Genomic DNA, 23,625 nt, shown 5'->3' with positions numbered 1-23,625 from the left:
GATCACCGATCCGGAATCGCGGAGGAACGACCCATGGCCGAAATCGTCGCCATCAAGCCTGCCGTTGCCGAAGGGCCGGTCGCCGCCCGGCTGGACAAGGGCGTGCTGCGCCTGACGCTCACCAATCCGCCTGCCAATGCTCTTTCGCTCGCTGTGATGGCGGCGCTGACGACGGAACTCGACCGCGCCAAGGCCGACAAGTCCGTCCGCGTCATCGTTCTTGGGGCGGCCGGCAAAGTGTTCTGCGCCGGGCATGACCTCAAGGAGTTGAGCACGCATCGCGCCGATGCCGATCGCGGCAGGGCCTTCTTCGAAAAGACGTTTTCCGCCTGCGCCTCACTGATGCAGGCAATCGTTCGCCATCCTAAGCCGGTGATCGCTGAAGTCGACGGCTTGGCGACGGCGGCCGGGTTGCAGCTGGTCGCCAGCTGCGATCTCGCAATCGCCTCGCACGAAGCGACCTTCTGCACGCCTGGTGTCAATATCGGACTGTTCTGCTCGACGCCGATGGTGGCGCTGTCGCGCAACGTCTCGCGCAAGCACGCCATGGAGATGCTTTTGACCGGCGAGACGATCGATGCGGCAACCGCCAAGGAATTCGGCTTGGTCAACCGCGTCGTGCCGCGCGAATATCTGAATCAGATTGTCACCAAATACGCGCAAACCATTGCGTCCAAATCCTCCTTGGTCGTCAAGATCGGCAAGGAAGCCTTCTACGAGCAGGCGGAAATGGGGCTGGCCGAGGCCTATGATTACACCGGGCGCGTCATGGTCGAGAATATGCTGGCGCGCGATGCGGAAGAAGGCATTGGCGCCTTCATCGGCAAGCGCAAGCCGGAATGGCCGGAGGAATAGGAGGCGGATATGGAACCGCGCATCTCCATCATCACCATCGCCACCGACGATCTCGAGCGCGCGACGCGCTTCTATGAGGCGATGGGCCTGACCCGCCATGCCGGGATCACCGACGGCGTTGCCTTCTTCCAGATGGGCGGTGCCATTCTTGGCTTGTTTCCGCGCCCAAGCGCCGAAGAGGATTCGGGCGTTACCTTCTCCAAGGCGCCGTCGGCGATCTACCTTGCCTACAACACCCGCTCCGACGCCGAAGTCGACGAAGTGCTGGCGATGGCAGAGAAGGCCGGCGGCAAGATCGTCAAGCCGGCCGGGCGCGCTTTCTGGGGTGGCTGGTACGGCTATTTCGCCGATGCGGACGGGCATATCTGGGAAGTCGCGCACAATCCGGCCTTTCCGATCTCGGAAGACGGATCGATTTCGCTGCCGGCCTGACGAGGTTCCCCTCTGGCTCATCGCAAGCAACTGACGCGGCTGAAGGCGCCCTATCTCAAACGCATCCTGATCGAGCCCAGCCGGGTCGTCGATTGGGAAAAATATCCCTGGAACCTGCCGATCTTTCACGGCCATGAATTCGAGCTCGAATTCACCACGCCGATCACCATCATCGTCGGCGAGAACGGCACCGGCAAATCGACGCTGCTCGAGGCGATCGGCGCGCTGGCCGGCTACGATGAAGCCGACGGCGGCAAGGGCTACATGCCGGTCGACCACTCCCGCGCCATCGACAAGAGCGGCGCGGCGCTGGCGGCAACGTTGCGCGGTCACTGGCTGCCGAAGGTCACCGCAGGCTGGTTCTTTCGCGCCGAATCCTTCTATTCGGTCGCCCGCTATCTCGATCAGGCTGCCATCGACGCACATGAGGCGCCGCCCGACTTCCTGTCCTGGTCGCATGGCGAGGGCTTCATCAGATTCTTCGAGGAGCGCTGCCGCCGGCAAGGCATTTACATCCTGGACGAGCCCGAAAGCGCCTTGTCGCCGACGCGGCAGATCGAGCTTCTCAAGATGCTGCGGCGGATGGAGGAGTCCGGCACGGCACAGGTGATCATGGCGACGCATTCGCCGCTGCTGATGGCCTGTCCCGGCGCGCGGCTGTTCCGCATCGGCCGGTCCGGGCTCGACCCCACCGATCTTAGCGATACCGACCATTTCCGCATGATGCGCAATTTTTGCAATGATCCAGATGGTTTTCTCGCCGAAGCGCTGTATGAGGACGAGGCATGAACCACGACGCCTACGACAACGCCTACATCGCCGGCATCCTCAATTCGGTGAAGACCATCGCCATGGTCGGCGCGTCGGCCAATGACGTGCGGCCGAGCTACTTCGTGCTGAAATATCTGCTCGGCAAGGGGTTTTCGGTGTTCCCGATCAATCCCGGCCAGGCTGGCAAGGAGATCCTCGGACAGATGACCTATGCGAGGGTCGCCGACGTTCCGCGACCTGTCGACATGATCGACGTGTTTCGCGCTTCCTCTGCCGTGCCGGGCATTGTCGACGAGGTGTTGCGGCTCGATCCCTTGCCGAAGGTCATCTGGATGCAGCTTGGCATACGCCATGACGAGGCGGCCGCACGCGCCGAAGCCGCCGGCATCAAGGTGGTGATGAACCGTTGCCCCAAGATCGAATATGGCAAGCTGTCCGGCGAGATCGGCTGGACCGGCGTCAATTCAGGCGTGCTGTCGTCGAAGAAGCCGCTGATGCGGCCGGGGTTCCAGAGTTTCGGCGTTCGCCAGAAGTAGGTAGTGAATAGTGAAAGGTGAATAGAAGGATTTTTCTGAAAGGCGGGCCACGCGGCATATGAGCCGCTTGCAATCAGGGTGGGGCTGGCCGACTTTGCCATTCACCATTCACCATTCACCATTCACCATTCACCATTCACCATTCACCATTGAGGGAGGTTTTCGATGGCCCGCACGCCCGGTTTCAACACGCTCGCCGTCCATGCCGGCGCCAAGCCGGATCCGGCGACCGGTGCGCGAGCGACGCCGATCTACCAGACGACCTCCTTCGTCTTCGACGATGCCGACCATGCCGCCTCGCTGTTCGGGCTGAAAGCGTTCGGCAACATCTACACCCGCATCATGAACCCGACCCAGGCGGTGCTGGAAGAGCGCATCGCGGCACTCGAAGGCGGCACGGCAGGCCTTGCGGTCGCCTCCGGCCATGCTGCGCAGGTGCTGGTCTTCCACAATCTGATGCAGCCCGGCGACAATTTTGTTTCGGCGACAAAACTTTACGGCGGCTCGATCAACCAGTTCGGCCACGCCTTCAAGAATTTCGGTTGGCAGGTGCGCTGGGCCGACACCAACGACATCTCGACCTTCGAGAGCCAGATCGACGACAGGACCAAGGCGATTTTTATCGAAAGCCTGGCCAATCCGGGCGGCGTCTTCGTCGACATCGAGAAAATCGGCGACATTGCCCGCAAGCACGGCCTGCCGCTGATCGTGGACAACACGCTGGCCTCCCCCTATCTGCTGCGGCCGATCGAACATGGCGCCGACATCGTCGTGCATTCGCTGACCAAGTTCATCGGCGGTCACGGCAATTCCATCGGCGGCGCCATCGTCGACGGCGGCACGTTCGATTGGTCGAAGTCGGGCAAGTATCCGATGCTGTCGGAGCCGCGCCCCGAATATGGCGGCCTCGTCCTGCACGAAACCTTCGGCAATTTCGCCTTTGCCATCGCCGCCCGTGTGCTCGGCTTGCGCGACATCGGCGCGGCGATTTCGCCGTTCAACGCTTTCCTGATCCTGACCGGCCTGGAAACCTTGCCGCTCAGGATGCAGCGCCACTGCGACAATGCGGCGGCGGTCGCCGGATGGCTCTCCAACCATCCCAAGGTCGCCTGGGTGTCCTATCCCGGCCTGCCCGGCGACAAGAACAATGCGCTGCAGAAGAAGTACTCGCCGCTCGGCGCCGGCGCGGTGTTCACCTTCGGGTTGAAGGGCGGCTACGCGGCGGGCATCAAATTCGTCGAAGCGCTCGAACTGTTCTCGCACCTGGCCAATGTCGGCGACACCAAGTCGCTGGTCATCCACCCGGCATCGACCACGCATCGCCAGCTTTCCGACGAGCAGAAGATCAACGCCGGGGCAGGGCCGGACACGGTCAGGCTTTCGGTCGGTATCGAGGACGTCAACGACATCGTCGCCGATCTGGAACAGGCCCTCGCCAAGGTTTGATCGCCATGGCAACGCCGAAATTTCTGTCCGTCGGCGTCGACACAGTCGAGCCGGAACTTGGCGCGCCGGCGCCGGATCGCCTGATTTCGGGCGATCCGAAATTCCGCACCTGGAATGTCGAGGAACAGGACGGCCGCCTCTTTGCCGGCGTCTGGGAAGCAACGCCGGGCAAATGGCGCATCGAATATGATGAGTGGGAGTTCTGCCACATCCTGTCAGGGGTTTCGGTGATCGCCGAAGACGGCGGCGATGCGCGCACTGTCAAGGCCGACGACAGTTTCGTGCTGAGGCCGGGCTTTAAGGGCAGCTGGGAAGTGCTTGAAACGACTCGCAAGGAGTATGTGATCAAGCTTTGATCACCCCTGCGGCTGAGCCTGCCGGACCGAATGCTCAAAAGCGCACGGCGAGCGTCTCCAGCCCATGGAAATGATAGGTGTCGCGCAAGCGCGGCTGTTCGGCAAGATGCAACTGCGGTAGCCGGTCGAACAGGGTTTTCAGCGACACCTGCAATTCGAGCCGGGCGAGCGGCGCGCCGATACAGAAATGAATGCCGGCGCCGAACGATACGTTCTTCTGGTCGGCACGGTCCGGCCTGAAGGCGAAGGGCTCGGCAAAGGCCACCGGGTCGTGATTGGCCATGCCGAGCAGCAGGCCGATCGTCTCGCCAGGGCGCACGATGACCCCGGGGCCGGCCTCGATCTCTTCATAGGCATAACGCGTGAACATGTGGAGCGGCGCGTCGAAGCGCAGGCACTCTTCGACTGTCGCGGCTGTTGCTTCCGGCGAGGTGGAGAAGCGGCGCGGGTCGCCGCCTTGCGCAAGGATCGAGCGCACCGCATTGCCGGTCTGGTGGACAGTTGCCTCATGGCCGGCATTGAGCAAAAGGATTGCCGAGGACACCAGTTCGTCCTCCGACAGTTTCTGGCCGTCGTCCTGTGCCGCAATCAGCAGCGACAGAAGATCCTCGCCCGGCCTCTTTCGCCGCTCGGCGACGTAGCCGCGCAGAAAATCGGAAAAGTCGCGCGCGGCGCGATTGGCTGTCTCTTCCGTCTCGCGGGTGCGGCCATGCATGTACATGGCGACCATCCGATGCGACCAGTCGAGCAGCTGCGGCCCCATGTCGACGGGCACGCCGAGCATTTCCGCAATGATGGTGATCGGCAAGGGAGCGGCGAACGCCGGCAGCAGGTCGACTCCTCCTGGTTCGAAACGGTCGATCAATTCATTGGCCAGCGCCTCGACGCGCGGCCTGAGCCGCTCGACCTGGCGCGAGACGAAGGCGCGGTTGACCAGCGTTCTGAGCCGTGTGTGGACGGGCGGCTCCAGCTCCAGCATCGAATTGGCCTCGGCGCCGTCGAAGGCGCTGAGATGCGTGCGGTCCTGGCCGACGCCCCGGCTGTCCGGAATGCCGGTCGGGTTCTGGCGGCCGAAGCGGCGATCGCGCAACAGACGGTTGACGTCGTCGAAGCCGCCAAAGCACCAGAAACCAAATTCTTCCCAGAAGAGGGCGTTCGATGCGCCGTGCAGGAAGGCATAGGCCTCGTATGGATTCTGGAAAAAGGCCGGCTCGTGCGGATCGAGCCGCAGGCGACGTGTGGCTGGATCAAAGGCAAGGTAGGGCGGCTTCAATTCGGTCATGCCAGATCATTAGCGCGGCTTGCCAGTCTGGTGCCAGACCGTATGTTGGCCCTCCCGTGAGGTGAGCCGCGGAGCGGTTGCGGAAGGACGGTTGTCATGAATGTGATCGTGGTCGGTGCGGGCATTGCCGGGCTTTCGACGGCGTGGTCGCTGGTCAAGGCCGGTCACCTCGTCTCGATCGTCGAGCAGGGACCGATTCCTAATCCGCTTGCAGCGTCGGGCGACCATCATCGCATTATCCGCCGCGCCTACCGGGCCGGAACGGGCTACGGCCGGCTGATCACCGAAGCCTATGAAGCATGGGACGAGATGTGGGCCGATCTCGGCGAAAGCCATCTCGATCCGCGCGGCTTCATCTGTATTTCGCGGGAGCCGGGAGATGAGGCGGAGGAATACCGCGAGGGCATGGAAACGGGAAATTATCCGTTCGAATTGTTCGAACCGGACGCCGCGGTCGAACGCTGGCCGTTCCTACAGCCCGGTTCGTTCCGCTATGCGTATTTTTCGCCGGACGGTGGCGCGTTGCATTGCCGCAAGATCGCCTCGGGCCTCGCCCGATGGCTGCGCGCGAATGGCGCCAATGTCTACGAAAACAGCAAGGTGGTCGAGATCGACGCCGACGCCGGACATGTCGTGCTTGCGAGCGGCGAAACGATGCAGGCCGACCGGATCGTCGTCGCTGCCGGCGCCTGGGTGCTAAAACTGTTCCCAGAGCTGGATGGCGAACTGAAAACCTGGCGCACCGCGCTCGCCTATGTCGAACCGCCGGCGGATTTGAAAGCAGCCTGGCAGGCAGCACCCGTTGTGCTCGACGTCGGCGGCACTGTCGACGGCTATGCTATCCCGCCCACAGGCGGCGCCGGCATGAAATTCGGCTCGGGCCTGCACAGGGTGCCGACCAGCGATGCCGACTGGAACCGCCAGCCGGTGCCGGGCGAGGGTGAGGCGATCCGCAACCTGTTTTCGCCGCCGATTGCCCGCATCGCGGAGTACAAGGTCACCGAAGTGGTCACCTGCGCCTACACCTTCACCGCCGACGAGAAGTTCCTGGCCCACCGGAAAGGCAAATGCCTGGTCGTCTCGGCCTGCTCCGGCCACGGCTACAAGTTCGGCGCGGCAGTTGGCAAAAGGGTTGCGGCCTGCGTCGGCAATGGCGATGTCGACGGCCTGAAGAAATGGCTCAGGGCCGAGGCGGCCTGAGCGCCTAGTATCGGCAATGCCTCGGAATATGCACGCGCCGCCAGCTCGATGAGCCCTCCCTGACCACCACGCGGCGAGCCACTGTCTGATAGGACGCCGGAATGTCGATGATGCGTCGCTGCTCCGGCCGCACCAGCACCTCTTCGGCGACGCTCTCGTATTCGGCGGGGAGGACAACGCGCCGCCGGCGTTCCGGCTCAACCACGACGATTTCAGCCACGCGTTCATAGCGCGCCTTGTGCCTGACCTTGCACAGCACCTTGCGGCCATGAATGATGCGCCATTCCCAGGAATAGCCGCCGTCATCGACCCTCACGGAGCGGTAGATCGTGCGGGTAATGGCGGGCACGATCTCGTAGCTGACGCGCGCCGGCGCGATTTGCACCACGCGCTCACGCGTCCCGTAGATTGGCGCCTCGTATTCCACCTGCTGGCCGGCTGGGCTGACGAGCACGTCCTCGTAGACCGTGTCGTAGACGGCCGGCCTGTTGACCTCCTCGTAGCATTCGACCGCGCGTCCGCCGGCAGCCGTTTCGGACGCCGTGCCGAGAACGGTGATGCCGGTAAGGGCCAAGGAAGCAGCTTTCCTGATCATCGCACTCCCCCTGTTTGAACTGCGTGAAGCGAGTTCAACGTTGAATTGTAGGGTAAGCCGTGGCCGGAAAAAGCGGTTTCACCACTTTTCGTTAAGCGATGTGGTTAAGAAACTGCTAAATAACGACCAGCATGAGCGCCCCGTCCCACGGCAGGATAGGGCTGCCGGCACGGCGACGGGCGAAACTTGCTTTGGAAACCTTGATTCGACTTAACCGGATGGCTAGGAGAGGCGGCCTTGCGCTAGGGTGAGCCGGCATCCTATTTACACAATAACGATCCAGAACCGATTCTGCCCGATTGCAAATCTCCGGCGCCGGAATCCCATCCTCAAAAAGGGATAGTCCATGAAGAACCCCGTCGAAACCTACATGAACCTCGTTCCGATGGTGGTCGAACAGACCAATCGCGGCGAGCGGGCCTACGACATTTTCTCGCGGCTCCTCAAGGAGCGTATCATTTTCATCACCGGCCCGGTCGAGGACGGCATGGCGACGCTGGTCTGCGCGCAACTGCTGTTCCTCGAGGCGGAGAATCCGAAGAAGGAAATCAACCTCTATATCAACTCACCCGGCGGCGTCGTCACCTCCGGCATGGCGATCTACGACACCATGCAGTTCATCAAGCCTGCCGTGTCGACGCTGTGCATCGGCCAGGCCGCATCGATGGGTTCGCTGCTCCTGACTGCCGGCCACAAGGACATGCGCTTTGCCACGCCGAACGCCCGCATCATGGTCCACCAGCCTTCCGGCGGCTTCCAGGGCCAGGCCTCCGACATCGAGCGCCATGCCCAGGACATCATCAAGCTGAAGCGCCGCCTCAACGAGGTTTACGTCAAGCACACCGGCAAGAGCTACGATGAGATTGAAAAAACGCTCGACCGTGACCATTTCATGACTGCCGACGAGGCCAGGGATTTCGGTCTCATCGACAAGGTCATTTCGTCACGTGAGCCGGTCGAAGGTATTGCCTTATAGGTCCGCGGTGGCCCCGCGGTGGCAATGAGTGGCGGGATCACGCGCTTTTGGCGCAGCTTGCGGCATTTCGGCCACAATTGGCTGTTCCCTCGACGGGTGCAATTGCCTACGTTAAGGCTATGTTGATTTTCGACGGCTTAGCTTTGCGTGGGGTTGTTCGAATCATTGCCCCGTTTTCCGATTTGTGTTTCGTACGGAATGCGTTGCGGGAGCCGGGGCACTGGCGGCAGCGGATTCCCGCGATAGATTGAATATGCGCCCTTTCAACCAGACCATCGGCGGGCGGCCATGAAAGGACAGGAAAATGAGCAAGGTCGGCAACAACAGCGGTGATTCCAAGAACACGCTTTATTGCTCGTTTTGCGGCAAAAGCCAGCACGAAGTGCGCAAGCTGATCGCCGGGCCGACGGTGTTCATCTGCGACGAATGCGTCGAACTGTGCATGGACATCATCCGCGAGGAGAACAAGACCTCGATGGTGAAGTCGCGCGAGGGCGTGCCGACCCCGCAGGAAATCCTCAAGGTTCTCGACGACTACGTCATCGGCCAGCCCTACGCCAAGCGCGTGCTGTCGGTGGCCGTCCACAACCACTACAAGCGCCTCGCCCATGCCGGCAAGAACAACGACGTCGAGCTGGCGAAGTCCAACATCCTGCTGATCGGCCCGACCGGTTGCGGCAAGACGCTGCTGGCGCAGACGCTGGCCCGCATCATCGACGTCCCCTTCACCATGGCCGATGCGACGACGTTGACCGAGGCCGGCTATGTCGGCGAGGACGTCGAGAACATCATCCTGAAGCTGTTGCAGTCGGCCGACTACAACGTCGAGCGCGCCCAGCGCGGCATCGTCTATATCGACGAGATCGACAAGATCTCGCGCAAGTCGGACAATCCCTCGATCACCCGCGACGTGTCGGGCGAGGGCGTGCAGCAGGCACTTTTGAAGATCATGGAAGGCACTGTCGCCTCCGTGCCGCCGCAGGGCGGCAGGAAGCATCCGCAGCAGGAATTCCTGCAGGTCGACACCGCCAACATCCTGTTTATCTGCGGCGGCGCTTTTGCCGGCCTGGACAAGATCATCTCGGATCGCGGCAGGAAAACCTCGATCGGTTTCGGCGCCATCGTCGCTTCGCCCGAGGATCGCCGCACCGGCGATGTTTTCCGCCTGGTCGAGCCTGAGGATCTCTTGAAGTTCGGCCTCATTCCCGAGTTCGTCGGTCGTCTGCCTGTCCTGGCGACGCTGGAGGATCTCGACGAGCCGGCACTGATCCAGATCCTGACCGAGCCGAAGAACGCTCTGGTCAAGCAGTATCAGCGGCTGTTCGAGATGGAGAATGTCGACCTGACCTTCCACGAGAACGCGCTGTCGGCGATCGCCAAGCGCGCCATCGAGCGCAAGACCGGCGCTCGTGGCCTGCGGTCGATCATGGAAGCGATCCTGCTCGACACCATGTTCGAGCTGCCGGCGCTGGAAGGCGTGCGCGAAGTGGTTATTTCGGAAGAGGTGGTGTCAGGCAACGCCAGGCCGCTCTACATCTATTCCGAGCAGAAGGAAAAGAAGGGCAACGTCAGCGCCTGACGTGAGCCGGCAATGGATTTTTCTGAAACGGCGCCGCAGGGCGCCGTTTTGCTGTCGCACACAGCCTACGGCGCCGCGTAATGGCCGCGGATTGGAGGGACGGACCGTGTTGACCCTTGATCTTTACCCCCTGTGCCTCCAACTAATGGCAGAAGGCCGTGGTGCCGAATTCTGTGCTGTAAAACTCCCGTCACAAACGGTGGTAGGCGGAACGATCCCCGGTCGTTAATATGAGATTCGCGGTTGGCCGATTGGCGGCCGCGACATGAAAGGTTGGACAATGGCCAAATTATCCAAGGCTCCCAGCGACGGCGTCTTCGCAGTCCTCCCACTGCGCGACATCGTGGTGTTCCCGCACATGATCGTTCCGCTCTTTGTCGGGCGTGAGAAATCGATCAAGGCGCTGGAAGAAGTGATGGGTCAGGAAAAGCAGATCCTGCTCGCGACCCAGATGAATGCCGCCGACGACGATCCGGAGCCCGATGCCATCTTTGACATCGGCACGCTCGCCAACGTGCTGCAATTGCTGAAACTGCCGGACGGCACCGTGAAGGTGCTGGTCGAAGGTGCATCGCGCGCGAAAATCGTCGCGTTCACCGACCGTCCCGATTTCCATGAAGCCCGTGCTGCGGCGCTGGTCGAACCGGATGAGGAAGAGGTCGAGGTCGAGGCGCTGGCACGTTCCGTGGTCACCGACTTCGAGAACTACGTCAAGCTGAACAAGAAGATCTCGCCCGAAGTGGTGGGTGCCGCCAGCCAGATCGACGACTATTCCAAGCTCGCCGACACGGTCGCTTCGCATCTTGCCATCAAGATCCCCGAGAAGCAGGAGATGCTCGCCACGCTGTCCGTCAAGGAACGGCTGGAAAAGGCGATGGGCTTCATGGAAGCCGAAATCTCGGTGCTGCAGGTCGAGAAGCGCATCCGCTCGCGCGTCAAGCGCCAGATGGAGAAGACGCAGCGCGAATACTACCTCAACGAGCAGATGAAGGCGATCCAGAAGGAGCTCGGCGAAGGCGAGGACGGCCGCGACGAGGCCGCCGAGATCGAGGCGCGCATCAAGAAAACCAAGCTCTCCAAGGAGGCCCGCGAAAAGGCGGAAGCCGAACTGAAGAAGCTGCGGACGATGTCGCCGATGTCGGCTGAATCGACCGTCGTGCGCAACTATCTCGACTGGCTGCTGTCGATCCCGTGGGGCAGGAACTCCAAGGTCAAGCAGGATCTGGCCTTTGCCCAGAACGTGCTCGATACGGATCATTTCGGCCTCGACAAGGTCAAGGACCGCATTGTCGAATACCTCGCCGTGCAGAGCCGCCAGAAGAAGCTGAAGGGGCCGATCCTGTGCCTCGTCGGACCTCCCGGCGTCGGCAAGACCTCGCTCGGCAAGTCGATCGCTAAGGCGACCGGCCGCGAGTTCATCCGCATGGCGCTGGGGGGCGTGCGCGACGAGGCCGAGATACGTGGCCACCGCCGCACCTATATCGGCTCGATGCCCGGCAAGGTCATCCAGTCGATGAAGAAGGCGAAGAAATCCAACCCGCTCTTCCTGCTCGACGAGATCGACAAGATGGGCCAGGATTTCCGCGGCGATCCGTCATCGGCTTTGCTCGAGGTGCTCGATCCCGAGCAGAACTCGACGTTCATGGACCATTACCTCGAGGTCGAATACGACCTGTCGAGCGTGATGTTCGTGACGACGGCGAACACGCTGAACATTCCTGCGCCCTTGATGGACCGCATGGAGATCATCCGTATCGCCGGCTACACCGAGGACGAGAAGATCGAGATCGCCAAGCGTCACCTGATGCCCAAGGTGATCCGCGACCACGCGTTGCAGCCGAAGGAGTTCTCCGTCGGCGAGGACGCGATCCGCGGCATCATCCAGACCTACACCCGTGAAGCGGGCGTCAGGAGCCTGGAACGCGAGCTGATGAAGCTCGGGCGCAAGGCGGTGACCGAGATCCTGAAGACGAAGAAGAAGACGATCAACATCACGGCGGACAATCTTGCCGATTACCTTGGTGTTCCGCGCTTCCGCTTCGGCCAGGTCGAGAGCGACGATCAGGTCGGCGTGGTCACCGGGCTCGCCTGGACGGAAGTCGGCGGCGAGCTGTTGACGGTGGAAGGCGTCATGATGCCCGGCAAGGGCCGCATGACGGTGACCGGCAATCTGCGCGACGTGATGAAGGAATCGATCTCTGCGGCGGCCTCTTACGTCCGCTCGCGGGCCATCGATTTCGGTGTCGAGCCGCCGCTGTTCGACAAGCGCGATATCCACGTCCACGTACCAGAGGGCGCAACCCCGAAGGACGGACCGTCGGCTGGCGTGGCGATGGCGACGGCGATCGTCTCTGTGCTGACCGGTATCCCGGTCAGGGCCGATGTGGCGATGACCGGCGAGATCACGCTGCGCGGCAGGGTGCTGCCGATCGGCGGCCTTAAGGAAAAGCTGCTTGCCGCGCTGCGCGGCGGCATCAAGAAGGTGCTGATCCCGGAAGAGAACGCCAAGGATCTGGCGGAGATTCCGGAAAACGTGAAGAGCGGCATGGAAATCATTCCGGTCTCACGCGTTGGCGAAGTGTTGCGCCATGCGCTGGTGCGCATGCCGGAACCGATCCAGTGGGTCGAACCCGTTAATGCGCCGGCCGTGGTCGATGTCGGAGACGAGGCTGGTAAATCGCTGGCGCATTAGCGCGTGCTAAAGTTGCAATGCACAAAGAGAGAGCCGGGCCTTGAGCCCGGCTTTTTCATGTGAAGAACCGCGGATTTCCGGGCTTTTTTCGACTTTCTTGGCGCTTTTCGACTTGGTTGCCGGAGCGCTTCTTTCTAAAGTCCGTTTCCTGCCGGATGAGTCGAGTATTCCGGTTTTCTCATGGAAGGGAATTTTTATGAACAAGAACGAACTGGTATCCGCTGTCGCCGATGCCGCGAGTATTTCGAAGGGTGACGCGCAGTCGGCGGTTGATGCGGTGTTTTCCGTCATCACCGGCGAACTGAAAAAGGGCGGCGATGTCCGGCTTGTCGGCTTCGGAAATTTCACCGTGTCAAAACGCGCCGCGTCGACCGGCCGCAATCCGCAGACCGGTGCGGAAGTGAAGATCCCGGCGCGCACCGTGCCGAAGTTCTCGGCCGGCAAGGGCCTCAAGGACGCGGTCAACTAAGCGCCTCCTTAAGTCTTTCAGAGAAAAGAAAAGCCGGCATATCCGGTTTTTCTTTTCTGTTGGAAAAAGCGGCGCTATGCCGTCGGCGCGTCAGTGCGCATCAAGCCTTCTTTCTTGAGATCGGCCCACAGCGCCGATGGCAGCTTCGCGTCGAGCAGCGAGCGATTGCTTTCGACTTCGCCCGGCCGCTGGCCGCCGGGGATTACCGAGACAACGGAACGATGCAGCAGCGGGAACTGCAGCGCCGCCTCGATCAGGCGCACGCCGTGGCGCTTGCAGACGGCCTCGATGCGGGTGACGTGGTCGATGATGTCCTGCGGCGCCTCTGAATAGTTGTAGTAGGCGCCGGGCTTCGGCCCGGTTGCCAGGATGCCGGAATTGTAAGGCCCGCCGAGAACGATGCCGATGCCGCGTTGCTGGCATAGCGGCAGGAAAGACTGCAGCGCTTCCTGCTCCAGCAGCGTGTAACGCCCGGCAAGCAGGAACAGATCGAAATCGCCGCGCTCGACCAGCGTCTGGGCAACCTGCCACTCGTTGATGCCGCCGCCGAATGCCTTGATCACGCCCTGGTCGCGCAACGCCAGCAATCCGTAGTAGCCGGAGCTCATGAATTCCTGGATCCGCTGGTCCGAGGCTTCCTTGCTGCCATGGGTGAAGATGTCGACATCGTGCACGAAGAGGATGTCGATGCGGTCGACGCCGAGCCGTTCCAGCGAGGCTTCGAAGGAGCGCATGACGCCGTCATAGCTGTAATCGTAGACCTCGCGGCGCAATGGGGTGTCGAAGAATTTGCCGATGCCGGTGCGCTGTTCCGGCGGGCAGGCGCGCATGATGCGCCCGACTTTGCTGGACAGCACGTAGTCGTCGCGCTTCTTCGAACGCAGGAACGGATTGAGCCGCGTTTCGGCAAGGCCCAGCCCATAAAGCGGCGCGGTGTCGAAGTAGCGGCAGCCGACCCGCCATGCCGTCTCCAGCGTGGCATTGGCATCCTCGTCGGAGACGGCGCGGTAGAGATTGCCGAGCGGCGCGGTGCCGAAGCCGAGCTCGGTGAAGTTGATGCCGCCATTGCCGATGCGGTCGAAATGCCGTGTCTTCATATGCTGTCGTTTCCTCATTTGCGATTTGCCGTGACACTATCACGGCTGTGGCGCATCAAAAGCACTGCGTGTCGTTGGACACCGATTTTCGCGGTGATAGCATGAATGAAAACAAGCTGTTCGGGGCAGATGTGACTGAGATATTCAAGTGGTTCTCCGGCACCTGCAAGCTGGTGCAAATGTCATGACGGACGCCGGCGAAAATCTGTTTGGGATTGCGCTGAACGAGCTTGGCACCGTGCTGGAGCGTATCGACGAAAGCCGCATCGACGCCGCTTGTGCCATCCTGGCCGGTGCGAAAAAGATCGTCACCTATGGCTGCGGCCGCGAGGCGCTGCAGGTCCAGGGTTTTGCCATGCGGCTCTACCATCTCGGTCTGCCGGTGTCCGTCGTCGGCGACATGACCACGCCGCCGCTGGGCGCGGGCGATGTCTTCCTCTGCAGTTCCGGCCCGGGCGAGACCTCGACCGTGCTGACTTTGATGCGGGTCGCACGCGATGCCGGTGCCACCGTCCTGCTGCTCACCGCGCAAGCCGACAGCACTGCCGCGAAGCTGGCCGACTTCACACTGCTTATCCCGGCTCAGACCATGGCCGACGACCAGGGCCTGGAAAAGACATCCGTGCTGCCGATGGGCTCGGTTTTCGAAGGCGCGCTGTTCGTCCTCTTCGAAGTGATGGTGCTGAAGCTCAGGGATCTGACCGGCGTCTCGCCGGAAGCGATGCGCGCCCGCCACACCAATATGGAGTAGGTGTCATGCGCTACGAATTGATGCTGCCGCACCAGATCCGCAAGGCGATCGCCGAGAACCGGCCGGTCGTGTTGCCGCTCGGTGTGCTCGAATATCATGGCGAGCACATGGCCGTCGGAATGGACACGCTGGCGGTGGTCAAGAGCCTGGAACTGTTCGAAAAAGAAGCCGAGATCGTCATTCTGCCGCCCTTCTATTACGGCGCGGCGAGCTATGCGGTTGCAGCACCGGAGGGCAGCGGCTCGGTGCAGGTCGGCGGCAATGTGCTGGCGCCATTTGCGGAAGAACTGTTCTATAGCCTGCTGCGCATCGGCTTCCGCAACATCCACGCCATCATTCACCACCAGACCGAAAATTTTGCCGCCGGCATGCCAACCGATCTCGCCTTCAAGGCCGCCGGCCGGCAGGCGATCTTCCGCTTCCTGGAGAAAGACCGCGGCGAAGGCTGGTGGGGCTCTGCGGCGATGGCCGACTATTATGCCGCCCACGCCGAGGGCAGCAATTTCTTCAACTGGGTGCAGGTGCATCCGCTGATGCCGGCCTCAATGCACAGCCAGTATCCGTTCGATCATGCCGGCACCGGCGAGACGTCACTGATGCTGGCGCTGTGCCCGGAAGCGGTCGATGCCGATCGCTTCGCCGACAACACCGGCTGGTACACGGCAAGCGCCTCCGAAGCCTCGGCGGAACTGGGGCAAAAAGGGGTTGCCATGATCCTCGAGCATTTGCGGGCAACACTTTCGGGTTAGCGCGCTTTCCCCTTCTCCCCTTGTTGTGGAGAAGGGAAGGCTGGCGCAATTACTTCACCGCGCCCGCGGTCATGCCCATGATCAGGTAACGCTCGAGCGCGATGCCGATGACGGCGAGCGGTGTGATGGCGGCGGTGGCAAGCGCTGCCATCGACCACCAGTTGATGCCTTGCGAGCCGGTCTGGCTCGCCACCATGACAGGAATGGTCTTGGCGTCGGTCGAGGTCAAAAGCGCGGCGAAGAAATACTCGTTCCAGCACAGCACCATCGCCAGGATGAAGGCGGCGACCATGCCCGGCAGCGCGATCGGCATGACGATGCGCAAGAACGCGCCCCAGATCGACAGGCCGTCGACGAGGGCTGCTTCCTCAAGCTCGACGGGAATGGAATTGAACTGGTCGCGCATGATCCAGATGACGATCGGCAGCACCATCAGCGTATAGAGCAGGATCAGCCCGACGCGCGTGTCGAGCATGCCGACTTCCCGGTAAAGCACGAGAAAGGGCAGCGCCAACACGACCGGCGGCAGGATCAGCTGCGACAGGAAGAAGAACGAGATGTCCTCGTTCTTGAACCAGGCGAAATGGTAGCGATAGCGGGTAAGTCCGTAGGCGGCGAGGCTGCCGATGATGATGGCGAGGCTCGATGCGCCGACCGAGGTGATCACCGAATTCATGAAGCGCTTGAGGAATTCCTCGCGCACGGTCGAGGTCTGGAAGATCGAGTCCGGTGAAAGGCCGAGCGAGCGCCAGCCTTTCCAATCCGGCTGGAAATCGACGAACGGGATCAAATGACCTTGAGTGACGTCGACCGCGGTCTTGAACGAGGTGGTTATCGTCCAATAGATCGGGAACAGGCAGATGAACGCCCAGAAGGCGAGCGCGCCGTAGATGAAGACGCGACTGGCGACGAAGCTCGCCGGCGAGCGGATCTCCGAGGCGACATATTCGGTGGTCTGGACGCTCATCTTGTTTCAATTCACCCGATCTTGCTTCAATTGACATTGCGCACGAAGCGATTGGCAAATTTCAACAGCCACGTGACGAACACAATGATGATGACCAGATAGGCCATCGCCAGCATAGTGCCGTAGCCGACATTCGAGCGGTCGCGATACTCGCGATAGATGAAGCTCGACACGGAATCTGTCGCACCGCCCGGACCGCCGGACGTCACCGTGATGATGATGTCGGCAAGCTTCAGCTTGAAGATGATGCGCAGGATCACCGCCGTCACCGACACCGGCAGCATCAGCGGGAAAGTGACCTGCCAGAAGGTCTGCCAGGCGTTGGCGCCGTCGACCCGCGCGGCTTCGAGCACCTCGCGCGACATCGCCTGCAGCCCGGCCAGCAGCATGATCATCATGAACGGGATGAAGGTCCAGGCATCGAGCACCATGATCGAGATGCGGGCGGTGATCGGGTTGGAGAAGAAGGCCGGGTTTTCCCAGCCGAGATGCCGCGCCAGCGTCGCGGCGGGCCCGAAGCGGTACTCCATCAGCGACTTGCCGATCATCCACGAAACCGCGACGGGCGACAGCATCAGGGGCATGAGAAATACGACGCGGAAGAATTTTCGTGCCCTAATCTGCGCGTTGAGCAGCAGCGCCAGGCCGAAGGCGATGACATATTCGACGAACACCGCCAGCACGTAGAGCACCATGTTGAACAGCGCGTTGCGATAATAGGCGTCGTTCAGCATCTGCCAGAAATTGTCGAGGCCGTTGAACTGCCGTCCGCTGAAGGAACTGAGGTTCCAGTCGGTCAGCGCGATGTAGAAGCCGAACAGCGTCGGGAAGATCACCATGGCAATGGTGAACAGCAGCGCCGGCAGCAGGAACAGCGCGCGCTGGCCGTCCTCGCCGCGCGTCAGTACCTGGCCGATGCCGAGCGCGACACCCCACAGCACGTAGGCGTAGACCACGGGCCGCCAGGTGTCGAAGCCGATAGCGTCGACCTCGCTCTTGTAGAGGATCTGCAGCGTAATCACCGCCAGAAGGCCGAGCGTCGCAGCAGCCATCAGCCCCCAGCCAAGCCGTTTGCGGCTCCGCGGTATCAGGTCGGATGGCACGGCGCCTGCCGGCCATTCACTTGTCGACAAAGTCTGGTCAGCCAGGGTCCGGTCAGCCACGCGTCTTGCCTGTTCACAGGAGGCTCGATGACCGGCCGAGCCGGTCGAGGCCAAGTCGGTCAAGGGGAGGTCCGGCGGCTGTGCGCTGCCGGACCAGGTTTCACGATCTCAGCCTACATGCCGAGCGAGGCCTTGTAGAGCTTGATCTGGTTGTCGCGGCCGATCTGGTCGGTCAGCTTCTCCCAGGCGGCTGCGATGGCGTCGGCGCCTTCCTGCGCCTTCATCTTGCCGGCAAAGGTGTTGGCCAAAATGTCCTCGGCGGCGCTGTAGTACTGGAAGATGCCGGGGATGCGCGGCTCGATCGCCGCGTTCGGATGGTTGTAGCTGTCGGCTTCCGACTTCAGATACGAGGTGATGAACGCTTCGTCGTAGCCCGCCGCCACCCATTCCGGAATGTTGAAATGCGAGTTGCGATAGGGCTGGAAACCCGACGGATAGGCCGCACACCAGAGCGACAGGTCCTTGCCGCCGAGATGGGCAGCGGCAGACCAGGCCGCCTTCTTCTTTTTTTCGTCGCTGTCGACGCGGGCCATGACATAGACGCCCCAGCCGAGATAGGCGCAGTTCGGCGCATGGTTCGGCCCGCTGGCGAGCTTGTCCCACTGGCCGGTCTTGGAGTTGTAGACATCGTCCGAGCCCGGCAGGATCGAGAAGCCGGTGATGTCGCCGACGACCGAGGAATCGTTGGTCTTGACGTTCGAACCGACGTCGCCCCACCAGGTGACCATCGAACCGGTGCCTGCCAGGAATTGCTGGAAGGCGGTGGTGTTCGGGTCGGCGTTGATCTGGTCGGCAGGTTCGGAGGGCAGGGCATCGATGACGTCCTGGATCGCCCGCACCCATGCCGGATTGTTGACGCGCGGCTTCATCGTGTCGGCATCGAACAGCCAGGCCTTGTCATCGGGATGCTTGGCGTAGGCGCTGGCGCGGCTGCCGAGGAAATAAAAGCCGAAACCGCCCCAGGGCTTGGGCGCATCGAGATAGCCAAAGACATCCTGGCCGTTCACCTGCTTGCCCTTGAGGAATTTCGTCACCGCCTGCACCTGCTGCCAGGTCTTCGGCACGCCCCATTCGCCTTCTCCGCCGCCGTCCTTCCAGGCCTTGGCGAGGTCGGCATCGGCGAACACGTCGGTTCGGTAGTTGAAATTATGTGCGTCGCCGTCAACGGTGACGCGATATTGCTTGCCGTCCCAGGTGCCCACCGGCGGCTGCAGATAGGCCACGACATCCTTCATGTCGATCTGGTCCTTGACCCAGTCCGGCATCTCGGAGGTGAGACCCTTGCCGCAGACGTCGCCTTCGAACGGTGCTCCCATTTCGATGATGTCGAAATCGACCGTGCCGGTCGCGATCGACTGCTGCAGGCGGGCGTTGTAGTCAGCCTGCGCCAGGTCGATCCAGTTGATCTTGGCGCCGGTATAGGTCTCCCACGGCTTCAGGAAGCCGCGAAACAGCACATTGTGCAGGTTCTGGTTGTTGAGGCCCATGAAGGTGAGTTCGACACCGGCGAATTCGCCTTCCTTGACGTTGGCCTTGGTGGCGCCCAGACACAGCTCGCCGACCTGCTGGAAGTCGGCATCGGTCGGCTGACCCTTGCCGACACCAGGGATCTGCAGGATCTGCGCGCGCAGATCATCGGCGGCCGCAGCCGGGCGCGTCAGCGCGCCCAGTCCGGCGCTTGAGGCCGCCGCGAGGGCGGCCATGCTGGCCGCTCCCTTCAGCACGTCGCGGCGGGTGGCCCCGGCGCGGACAAGTTGGTTATAAAGGCTGACTTTCATTTCGTTCCTCCCAGAAGGTCAATTGTGAATTGGTTCAGATGGTGGAGCGCCGATTATGTTCCCCAACGACAGCGACTCCCGTAAATAGCGGCCCGAATTCTCCCTCCCGCGACGCTTGGCATTCAGTACCGGACAAGCGTACCGGTGCGCCCGGAACAGGGTCATAAGCCGGACACTGTCACTATTCGCACAACGAAGTGCGGTGTCAACGTGAATGGGTTTTTTATCTATAAGAGACTGACTTGCCCTCGCCGTTTGCGTTGTTTAGCTTCACGGCAACTGAAGGGGGAATAATGGCTCAAGTCGCGATCCGCAATGTGGCCAAGGCGTTCGGAACCGTCAAGGTTCTGCACGATGTCAGCGTCGACATCGCCGACGGGCAGTTCGTGGTGCTGGTCGGACCTTCCGGCTGCGGCAAGTCCACGCTGCTGAGGATGGTGGCCGGGCTGGAAACCGTTTCCGGCGGCACCATTGCCATCGGCGAGCGTGTCGTCAACCATCTGCCGCCGGCCAAGCGCGACATCGCCATGGTGTTCCAGAACTATGCGCTCTATCCGCACAAGACGGTCGAGCAGAACATGGCCTTTGCTCTCAAGCTACGCAAAACCGACCCGGCGGTGGTCACAGAGCGGGTCAAGCGCGCCGCCGACATCCTCGACCTCAACCCCTACCTCAAGCGCTATCCGCGCCAGCTCTCTGGCGGCCAGCGCCAGCGCGTCGCCATGGGCCGCGCCATCGTGCGCAACCCGCAGGTGTTCCTGTTCGACGAGCCGCTCTCCAATCTCGACGCCAAGCTGCGTGTCCAGATGCGCACCGAGATCAAGGAACTGCACCAACGACTGAAGACCACCACCATCTACGTCACCCACGACCAGATCGAGGCCATGACCATGGCCGACAAGATCGTGGTGATGCGCGACGGTCGCATCGAACAGATCGGCGCGCCGCTGGAATTGTTCGACCGGCCGGCCAACCTGTTTGTCGCCGGCTTCATCGGCTCGCCCTCGATGAACCTGCTCAAGGGCGTCGTGCGCAAGGGCGACAAGCCGGTCGTCGAGATCGCCGGGACGCCGTTCCCGATCGCGGCGACCAGTGCCGTCGAGGACGGCCGTAATGTCGTCTACGGCGTGCGGCCCGAGCATCTCGAAATCCATCCCGATGGTGTTCCGGCGAAGATTTCGGTGGTCGAGCCGACCGGTTCCGAGACTTTGGTGTTCCTGCGCTTCGGCGAGGGCGAGATGGTGGCGCTGTTCCGTGAGCGCCACGACTTCAAGCCGGGCGACACACTGCACCTGAAACCACGGCTCGACCAGGTGCATCTCTTCGACGCAGAGACCGGCAAGCGGCTCTGATTTCGCCCCAGCAAACTTCGCGAGGAATACCATGCTCAAAGGAATCAATCCCCTGCTCAATGCCGATGTGCTGCAGGCGCTGCGGGCGATGGGTCACGGTGACGATCTGATTATCGCCGACACCAATTTCCCGTCCGATTCGGTGGCGCGCCAGACCGTGCTTGGCCGGCTGCTGCGCATCGATGCGTCGGCGGCCGAGGTGGTCAAGGCGGTGCTTTCGCTCTATCCGCTGGACACCTTCGTCGACGACGCGGCCGCGCGCATGGAGATCGTCGGCAAGCCGGTCGAAATCCCTGCCGTGCAGCAGGAAGTGCAAAAAGAGATCGATGCCGCCGAGGGCAAGGCCTGGCCGATGATCTCGGTCGAGCGCTACGCCTTCTACGAACGCGCCAAGAAGGCCTATTGCGTCATCCAGACCGGCGAGCGCCGCTTCTATGGCTGTTTTGCCTTCCGCAAGGGCGTCGTGCCACCGGATGCGGAGTAGCGGCATGCCGGGAAGACCGATTGTCATGAAGCCTATTGTCATATTGGGCGTCTTCGTCGCCGACACCGCCTACCGCGCCGCCCGCCAGCCGCGCATGGGCGAGACGATCCTGGGCACGTCCTTCACGCTCGGCCCCGGCGGCAAGGGCTCGAACCAGGCAGTGGCGGCCGGCCGGCTCGGCGCCGATATCACCTTCCTTACCCGCCTCGGGGTCGATCCTTTTGCCGACATGGCGAGACAGACCTGGTCGCACGCCGGCGTGAAGAGCGCCGTCATCGACACGCCGAAAAGCTACACCGGTGCCGCCTATATCTTCATCGAGGAGACGAGCGGCAACAACGCCATTATCGTCAGCCCCGGTGCGGCGATGCTGATCTCGCCCGCCGATATCGAGGCAAATGCCGGCCTGATCCGCGCGGCCGGCGTCTTCGTCACCCAGCTCGAACAGCCGATCGAGGCGGCGCTGCGGGCGCTGGAGATCGCGCGCGGGGCAGGGGTGACCACCATCCTCAACCCGGCGCCGGCGGCCAAGCTTCCGGACCGCATCTATACGCTTTGCGACTATGTCACGCCGAACGAGACCGAGGCCGAGGAACTGACCGGCATCAAGGTGTCCTCCATCGACGATGCCCGCCGTGCCGCCGACAGCCTGCTCGAGAAGGGCGTTGCCGCCGTCATCGTAACGCTCGGCGAAAAGGGTGCGCTGCTGCACACGGCCGATCGTTCCGAGCATGTCGCAGCGGTCGCCGCCGGCCCGGTTGTCGAGACCACCGGCGCGGGCGACGCCTTCAATGGCGGCCTGGCGGCGGCGCTGTCGAGGGGGATGGAACCCTTGCAGGCCGTGCGCTTCGCCTGCGCCGTCGCCGGCATCTCGGTGACGCGTCCAGGCACCGCCCCGTCCATGCCGACGCTGCAGGAAGTCGAGGCACTGCTGGCCAAGGTGTGAGGTCTTGTGGATTACTTCACGAACGACGATGGTTTTGACAAATCAACGTCGACATTTCTCCAACACCAAGGGCCGTGGCCCGAAGGAGAAATGGCGCGAGTGACGGGGCTCGAACCCGCGACCTCCGGCGTGACAGGCCGGCACTCTAACCAACTGAGCTACACCCGCGCATGGACGAGCACGTGTCAGCCGTGTTCGTCGTTGGGGCGGTGGATAAGGGGTAAGCCAGCGGGTGTCAAGCGGACCCGGACAGCATAACGGCAAACAGCAGAAGGTTTTTTGACAAGCCGAACTTTGTTGCCGAAACCGGCTCCCGGCCAAGCCACTCGCCGCTCATTTGGCCTTGCGAAGCCGGTCCTAACTGCTTAAAGGTCCGGCCCGGAGCGGGCGATTAGCTCAGTTGGTAGAGCGCTTCGTTTACACCGAAGATGTCGGCGGTTCGAGCCCGTCATCGCCCACCACTTTCCATCGACGTGTTCATCCAGGCATTGTCGTTTTGCGATGTCCGGTTCACACACCGCCTGCACTGTCGGAGATTCGTCCAACTGGCGGTTGGTAGACGCAACTATCTGGCATCCCTTATCATTTTTCCTGATCGCCCACCGTCGAAAAGACGCGGCGGGCTTCTTCGTTGCCCAGGCATTGCTCTTCGCGATAATTTCGGCATGGTTTGGAGGTCGGAGCGTGAAAGAATTCCCTCGCAAGCCCGACAATAGCCAAGTAGCACGTGCTCGTCAGGCCACTGAACACGGAACCGCGCTGATTGAAGAGCTTCGCTACACGATCGCCCTATCGCGCCGGCTGATCGAGGCGTCGCATTCACTGCTGAAGCGGTCGCAGAGCCAAGGCGGGCGTCTCGAGAGTGATGGTATCGAGATTGGCTAACAAGCACGTGGGTTGTCGATGCTAAGGTCCCTCGTAGGGCACACGGACCCTGGATACTGAGCTGCCCGGCAAACAGACCAGCGATCAATGCAACCAATGGTTTCGTCTTTGTTGCGGTAACTTCGCTCCCAAACGCTTCACGGTTCGGGGTAGGGAGCATAAGAGCTAGGACTTTGGTCTGATCAATCGGTCTTCCCGTTGGGACCTAAGTCTGATCTGCTGCCTCCTTAGGTGGCAAACGATTGCCGAAAGCTAAAACTTGCA

The 23,625-nt window shown here is 62.0% G+C and carries 23 protein-coding genes and 2 tRNA genes; 18 read left to right on the top strand and 7 right to left on the bottom strand.

The annotated features are described in order from the left end of the window. Positions 1 to 33 precede the first annotated feature (33 nt). From AC0L2Y_RS10725 to AC0L2Y_RS10700, 6 genes are all read left to right on the top strand, one after another. Positions 34 to 855 carry an enoyl-CoA hydratase gene (locus AC0L2Y_RS10725; RefSeq protein ID WP_473555938.1) on the top strand — a complete coding sequence of 274 codons (822 nt, stop codon included), beginning with the start codon at positions 34 to 36 and terminating at the stop codon, positions 853 to 855. A 9-nt stretch (positions 856 to 864) separates the two neighbouring features. After that, a complete protein-coding gene (locus AC0L2Y_RS10720) occupies positions 865 to 1,287 on the top strand; it encodes a VOC family protein (protein WP_473555937.1) in 423 nt (140 codons plus the stop codon). A gap of 12 nt (positions 1,288 to 1,299) precedes the next feature. Continuing rightward, positions 1,300 to 2,076, top strand: a complete 777-nt coding sequence (locus AC0L2Y_RS10715; protein ID WP_473556079.1) for an AAA family ATPase — start codon at positions 1,300 to 1,302, stop codon at positions 2,074 to 2,076. Then, positions 2,073 to 2,594: a CoA-binding protein gene (locus AC0L2Y_RS10710; RefSeq protein WP_473555934.1), complete on the top strand. Its 522-nt coding sequence runs from the start codon at positions 2,073 to 2,075 to the stop codon at positions 2,592 to 2,594. The genes AC0L2Y_RS10715 and AC0L2Y_RS10710 overlap by 4 nt, the downstream gene beginning before the upstream one ends. 165 nt (positions 2,595 to 2,759) lie before the next feature. Beyond that, on the top strand, positions 2,760 to 4,040 hold the full coding sequence (locus AC0L2Y_RS10705) for an O-acetylhomoserine aminocarboxypropyltransferase (protein ID WP_352491898.1): 1,281 nt from the start codon (positions 2,760 to 2,762) through the stop codon (positions 4,038 to 4,040). Positions 4,041 to 4,045: 5 nt separating this feature from the next. Continuing rightward, positions 4,046 to 4,396 carry a cupin domain-containing protein gene (locus AC0L2Y_RS10700; protein ID WP_473555933.1) on the top strand — a complete coding sequence of 117 codons (351 nt, stop codon included), beginning with the start codon at positions 4,046 to 4,048 and terminating at the stop codon, positions 4,394 to 4,396. A gap of 34 nt (positions 4,397 to 4,430) precedes the next feature. Here AC0L2Y_RS10700 and AC0L2Y_RS10695 read toward each other — a convergent pair whose 3' ends face one another. Beyond that, positions 4,431 to 5,678 carry a cytochrome P450 gene (locus AC0L2Y_RS10695; RefSeq protein WP_473555932.1) on the bottom strand — a complete coding sequence of 416 codons (1,248 nt, stop codon included), beginning with the start codon at positions 5,676 to 5,678 and terminating at the stop codon, positions 4,431 to 4,433. 96 nt (positions 5,679 to 5,774) lie between these two features. Here AC0L2Y_RS10695 and AC0L2Y_RS10690 point away from each other — a divergent pair, with 96 nt between their 5' ends. Beyond that, positions 5,775 to 6,878 (top strand): NAD(P)/FAD-dependent oxidoreductase, encoded by a 1,104-nt coding sequence (locus tag AC0L2Y_RS10690; protein WP_473555930.1) that lies wholly within the window; start codon positions 5,775 to 5,777, stop codon positions 6,876 to 6,878. A 4-nt stretch (positions 6,879 to 6,882) separates the two neighbouring features. Here AC0L2Y_RS10690 and AC0L2Y_RS10685 read toward each other — a convergent pair whose 3' ends face one another. Further along, positions 6,883 to 7,473: a hypothetical protein gene (locus tag AC0L2Y_RS10685; protein WP_473555928.1), complete on the bottom strand. Its 591-nt coding sequence runs from the start codon at positions 7,471 to 7,473 to the stop codon at positions 6,883 to 6,885. Between the two features lie 346 nt (positions 7,474 to 7,819). Between AC0L2Y_RS10685 and AC0L2Y_RS10680 the strand changes: the two genes are divergently transcribed. From AC0L2Y_RS10680 to AC0L2Y_RS10665, 4 genes are all read left to right on the top strand, one after another. After that, positions 7,820 to 8,449, top strand: a complete 630-nt coding sequence (locus AC0L2Y_RS10680; protein WP_023674655.1) for an ATP-dependent Clp protease proteolytic subunit — start codon at positions 7,820 to 7,822, stop codon at positions 8,447 to 8,449. 304 nt (positions 8,450 to 8,753) lie between these two features. Beyond that, complete coding sequence (clpX, locus tag AC0L2Y_RS10675) at positions 8,754 to 10,028, top strand: ATP-dependent Clp protease ATP-binding subunit ClpX (RefSeq protein ID WP_006332719.1); 1,275 nt, start codon at positions 8,754 to 8,756, stop codon at positions 10,026 to 10,028. Between the two features lie 280 nt (positions 10,029 to 10,308). Then, positions 10,309 to 12,720 (top strand): endopeptidase La, encoded by a 2,412-nt coding sequence (lon, locus tag AC0L2Y_RS10670; protein ID WP_352491903.1) that lies wholly within the window; start codon positions 10,309 to 10,311, stop codon positions 12,718 to 12,720. Positions 12,721 to 12,916: 196 nt separating this feature from the next. After that, positions 12,917 to 13,189, top strand: a complete 273-nt coding sequence (locus AC0L2Y_RS10665; protein WP_006201846.1) for an HU family DNA-binding protein — start codon at positions 12,917 to 12,919, stop codon at positions 13,187 to 13,189. Positions 13,190 to 13,263: 74 nt separating this feature from the next. Here the strand turns inward: AC0L2Y_RS10665 and AC0L2Y_RS10660 are convergent, their stop codons facing one another. Then, a complete protein-coding gene (locus AC0L2Y_RS10660; RefSeq protein WP_473555926.1) occupies positions 13,264 to 14,286 on the bottom strand; it encodes an aldo/keto reductase in 1,023 nt (340 codons plus the stop codon). Positions 14,287 to 14,470: 184 nt separating this feature from the next. On the opposite strand from AC0L2Y_RS10660, the gene hxlB reads away from it, so the two are divergent. Next, complete coding sequence (hxlB, locus tag AC0L2Y_RS10655) at positions 14,471 to 15,037, top strand: 6-phospho-3-hexuloisomerase (protein WP_473555923.1); 567 nt, start codon at positions 14,471 to 14,473, stop codon at positions 15,035 to 15,037. 5 nt (positions 15,038 to 15,042) lie between these two features. Further along, complete coding sequence (locus tag AC0L2Y_RS10650) at positions 15,043 to 15,786, top strand: creatininase family protein (RefSeq protein WP_473555922.1); 744 nt, start codon at positions 15,043 to 15,045, stop codon at positions 15,784 to 15,786. 49 nt (positions 15,787 to 15,835) lie between these two features. Here AC0L2Y_RS10650 and AC0L2Y_RS10645 read toward each other — a convergent pair whose 3' ends face one another. The 3 genes from AC0L2Y_RS10645 to AC0L2Y_RS10635 form a co-directional block, all read right to left on the bottom strand. Then, positions 15,836 to 16,753 carry a carbohydrate ABC transporter permease gene (locus AC0L2Y_RS10645; protein ID WP_352491907.1) on the bottom strand — a complete coding sequence of 306 codons (918 nt, stop codon included), beginning with the start codon at positions 16,751 to 16,753 and terminating at the stop codon, positions 15,836 to 15,838. A 26-nt stretch (positions 16,754 to 16,779) separates the two neighbouring features. Further along, positions 16,780 to 17,901, bottom strand: coding sequence for a carbohydrate ABC transporter permease (locus AC0L2Y_RS10640; RefSeq protein ID WP_473556076.1), 1,122 nt, complete (start codon positions 17,899 to 17,901; stop codon positions 16,780 to 16,782). A 128-nt stretch (positions 17,902 to 18,029) separates the two neighbouring features. After that, positions 18,030 to 19,694 carry an ABC transporter substrate-binding protein gene (locus AC0L2Y_RS10635; protein WP_353041286.1) on the bottom strand — a complete coding sequence of 555 codons (1,665 nt, stop codon included), beginning with the start codon at positions 19,692 to 19,694 and terminating at the stop codon, positions 18,030 to 18,032. Positions 19,695 to 19,987: 293 nt separating this feature from the next. On the opposite strand from AC0L2Y_RS10635, the gene AC0L2Y_RS10630 reads away from it, so the two are divergent. From AC0L2Y_RS10630 to rbsK, 3 genes are read left to right on the top strand one after another with little or no spacing between them, the layout of a single operon-like run. Further along, on the top strand, positions 19,988 to 21,046 hold the full coding sequence (locus AC0L2Y_RS10630; protein WP_473555919.1) for an ABC transporter ATP-binding protein: 1,059 nt from the start codon (positions 19,988 to 19,990) through the stop codon (positions 21,044 to 21,046). A gap of 31 nt (positions 21,047 to 21,077) precedes the next feature. Then, positions 21,078 to 21,530, top strand: coding sequence for an RbsD/FucU family protein (locus tag AC0L2Y_RS10625; RefSeq protein ID WP_352491910.1), 453 nt, complete (start codon positions 21,078 to 21,080; stop codon positions 21,528 to 21,530). 25 nt (positions 21,531 to 21,555) lie between these two features. Continuing rightward, entirely contained in the window at positions 21,556 to 22,476 is a 921-nt protein-coding gene (gene rbsK / locus AC0L2Y_RS10620; protein WP_473555918.1) for a ribokinase, read from the top strand. A gap of 91 nt (positions 22,477 to 22,567) precedes the next feature. Here rbsK and AC0L2Y_RS10615 read toward each other — a convergent pair. After that, a tRNA-Asp gene (locus tag AC0L2Y_RS10615) sits at positions 22,568 to 22,644 on the bottom strand. A 217-nt stretch (positions 22,645 to 22,861) separates the two neighbouring features. On the opposite strand from AC0L2Y_RS10615, the gene AC0L2Y_RS10610 reads away from it, so the two are divergent. Then, positions 22,862 to 22,937, top strand: a tRNA-Val gene (locus AC0L2Y_RS10610). 223 nt (positions 22,938 to 23,160) lie between these two features. Next, a complete protein-coding gene (locus AC0L2Y_RS10605) occupies positions 23,161 to 23,361 on the top strand; it encodes a hypothetical protein (protein ID WP_352491912.1) in 201 nt (66 codons plus the stop codon). Positions 23,362 to 23,625: the final 264 nt, after the last annotated feature.

Source organism: Mesorhizobium sp. WSM4830 (assembly GCF_055811495.1).
The sequence above is the reverse complement of the archived record's forward strand: the minus strand, read 5'-3'. Positions and strand labels throughout refer to the sequence as shown.

Coding starts and splice junctions, on each gene's coding strand:
- AC0L2Y_RS10725 (WP_473555938.1), top strand. CDS start 34: ATGGCCGAAATCGTCGCCATCAAGCCTGCCGTTGCCGAAGGGCCGGTC.
- AC0L2Y_RS10720 (WP_473555937.1), top strand. CDS start 865: ATGGAACCGCGCATCTCCATCATCACCATCGCCACCGACGATCTCGAG.
- AC0L2Y_RS10710 (WP_473555934.1), top strand. CDS start 2,073: ATGAACCACGACGCCTACGACAACGCCTACATCGCCGGCATCCTCAAT.
- AC0L2Y_RS10705 (WP_352491898.1), top strand. CDS start 2,760: ATGGCCCGCACGCCCGGTTTCAACACGCTCGCCGTCCATGCCGGCGCC.
- AC0L2Y_RS10700 (WP_473555933.1), top strand. CDS start 4,046: ATGGCAACGCCGAAATTTCTGTCCGTCGGCGTCGACACAGTCGAGCCG.
- AC0L2Y_RS10695 (WP_473555932.1), bottom strand. CDS start 5,678: ATGACCGAATTGAAGCCGCCCTACCTTGCCTTTGATCCAGCCACACGT.
- AC0L2Y_RS10690 (WP_473555930.1), top strand. CDS start 5,775: ATGAATGTGATCGTGGTCGGTGCGGGCATTGCCGGGCTTTCGACGGCG.
- AC0L2Y_RS10685 (WP_473555928.1), bottom strand. CDS start 7,473: ATGATCAGGAAAGCTGCTTCCTTGGCCCTTACCGGCATCACCGTTCTC.
- AC0L2Y_RS10680 (WP_023674655.1), top strand. CDS start 7,820: ATGAAGAACCCCGTCGAAACCTACATGAACCTCGTTCCGATGGTGGTC.
- clpX (WP_006332719.1), top strand. CDS start 8,754: ATGAGCAAGGTCGGCAACAACAGCGGTGATTCCAAGAACACGCTTTAT.
- lon (WP_352491903.1), top strand. CDS start 10,309: ATGGCCAAATTATCCAAGGCTCCCAGCGACGGCGTCTTCGCAGTCCTC.
- AC0L2Y_RS10665 (WP_006201846.1), top strand. CDS start 12,917: ATGAACAAGAACGAACTGGTATCCGCTGTCGCCGATGCCGCGAGTATT.
- AC0L2Y_RS10660 (WP_473555926.1), bottom strand. CDS start 14,286: ATGAAGACACGGCATTTCGACCGCATCGGCAATGGCGGCATCAACTTC.
- hxlB (WP_473555923.1), top strand. CDS start 14,471: ATGACGGACGCCGGCGAAAATCTGTTTGGGATTGCGCTGAACGAGCTT.
- AC0L2Y_RS10650 (WP_473555922.1), top strand. CDS start 15,043: ATGCGCTACGAATTGATGCTGCCGCACCAGATCCGCAAGGCGATCGCC.
- AC0L2Y_RS10645 (WP_352491907.1), bottom strand. CDS start 16,753: ATGAGCGTCCAGACCACCGAATATGTCGCCTCGGAGATCCGCTCGCCG.
- AC0L2Y_RS10635 (WP_353041286.1), bottom strand. CDS start 19,694: ATGAAAGTCAGCCTTTATAACCAACTTGTCCGCGCCGGGGCCACCCGC.
- AC0L2Y_RS10630 (WP_473555919.1), top strand. CDS start 19,988: ATGGCTCAAGTCGCGATCCGCAATGTGGCCAAGGCGTTCGGAACCGTC.
- AC0L2Y_RS10625 (WP_352491910.1), top strand. CDS start 21,078: ATGCTCAAAGGAATCAATCCCCTGCTCAATGCCGATGTGCTGCAGGCG.
- rbsK (WP_473555918.1), top strand. CDS start 21,556: ATGAAGCCTATTGTCATATTGGGCGTCTTCGTCGCCGACACCGCCTAC.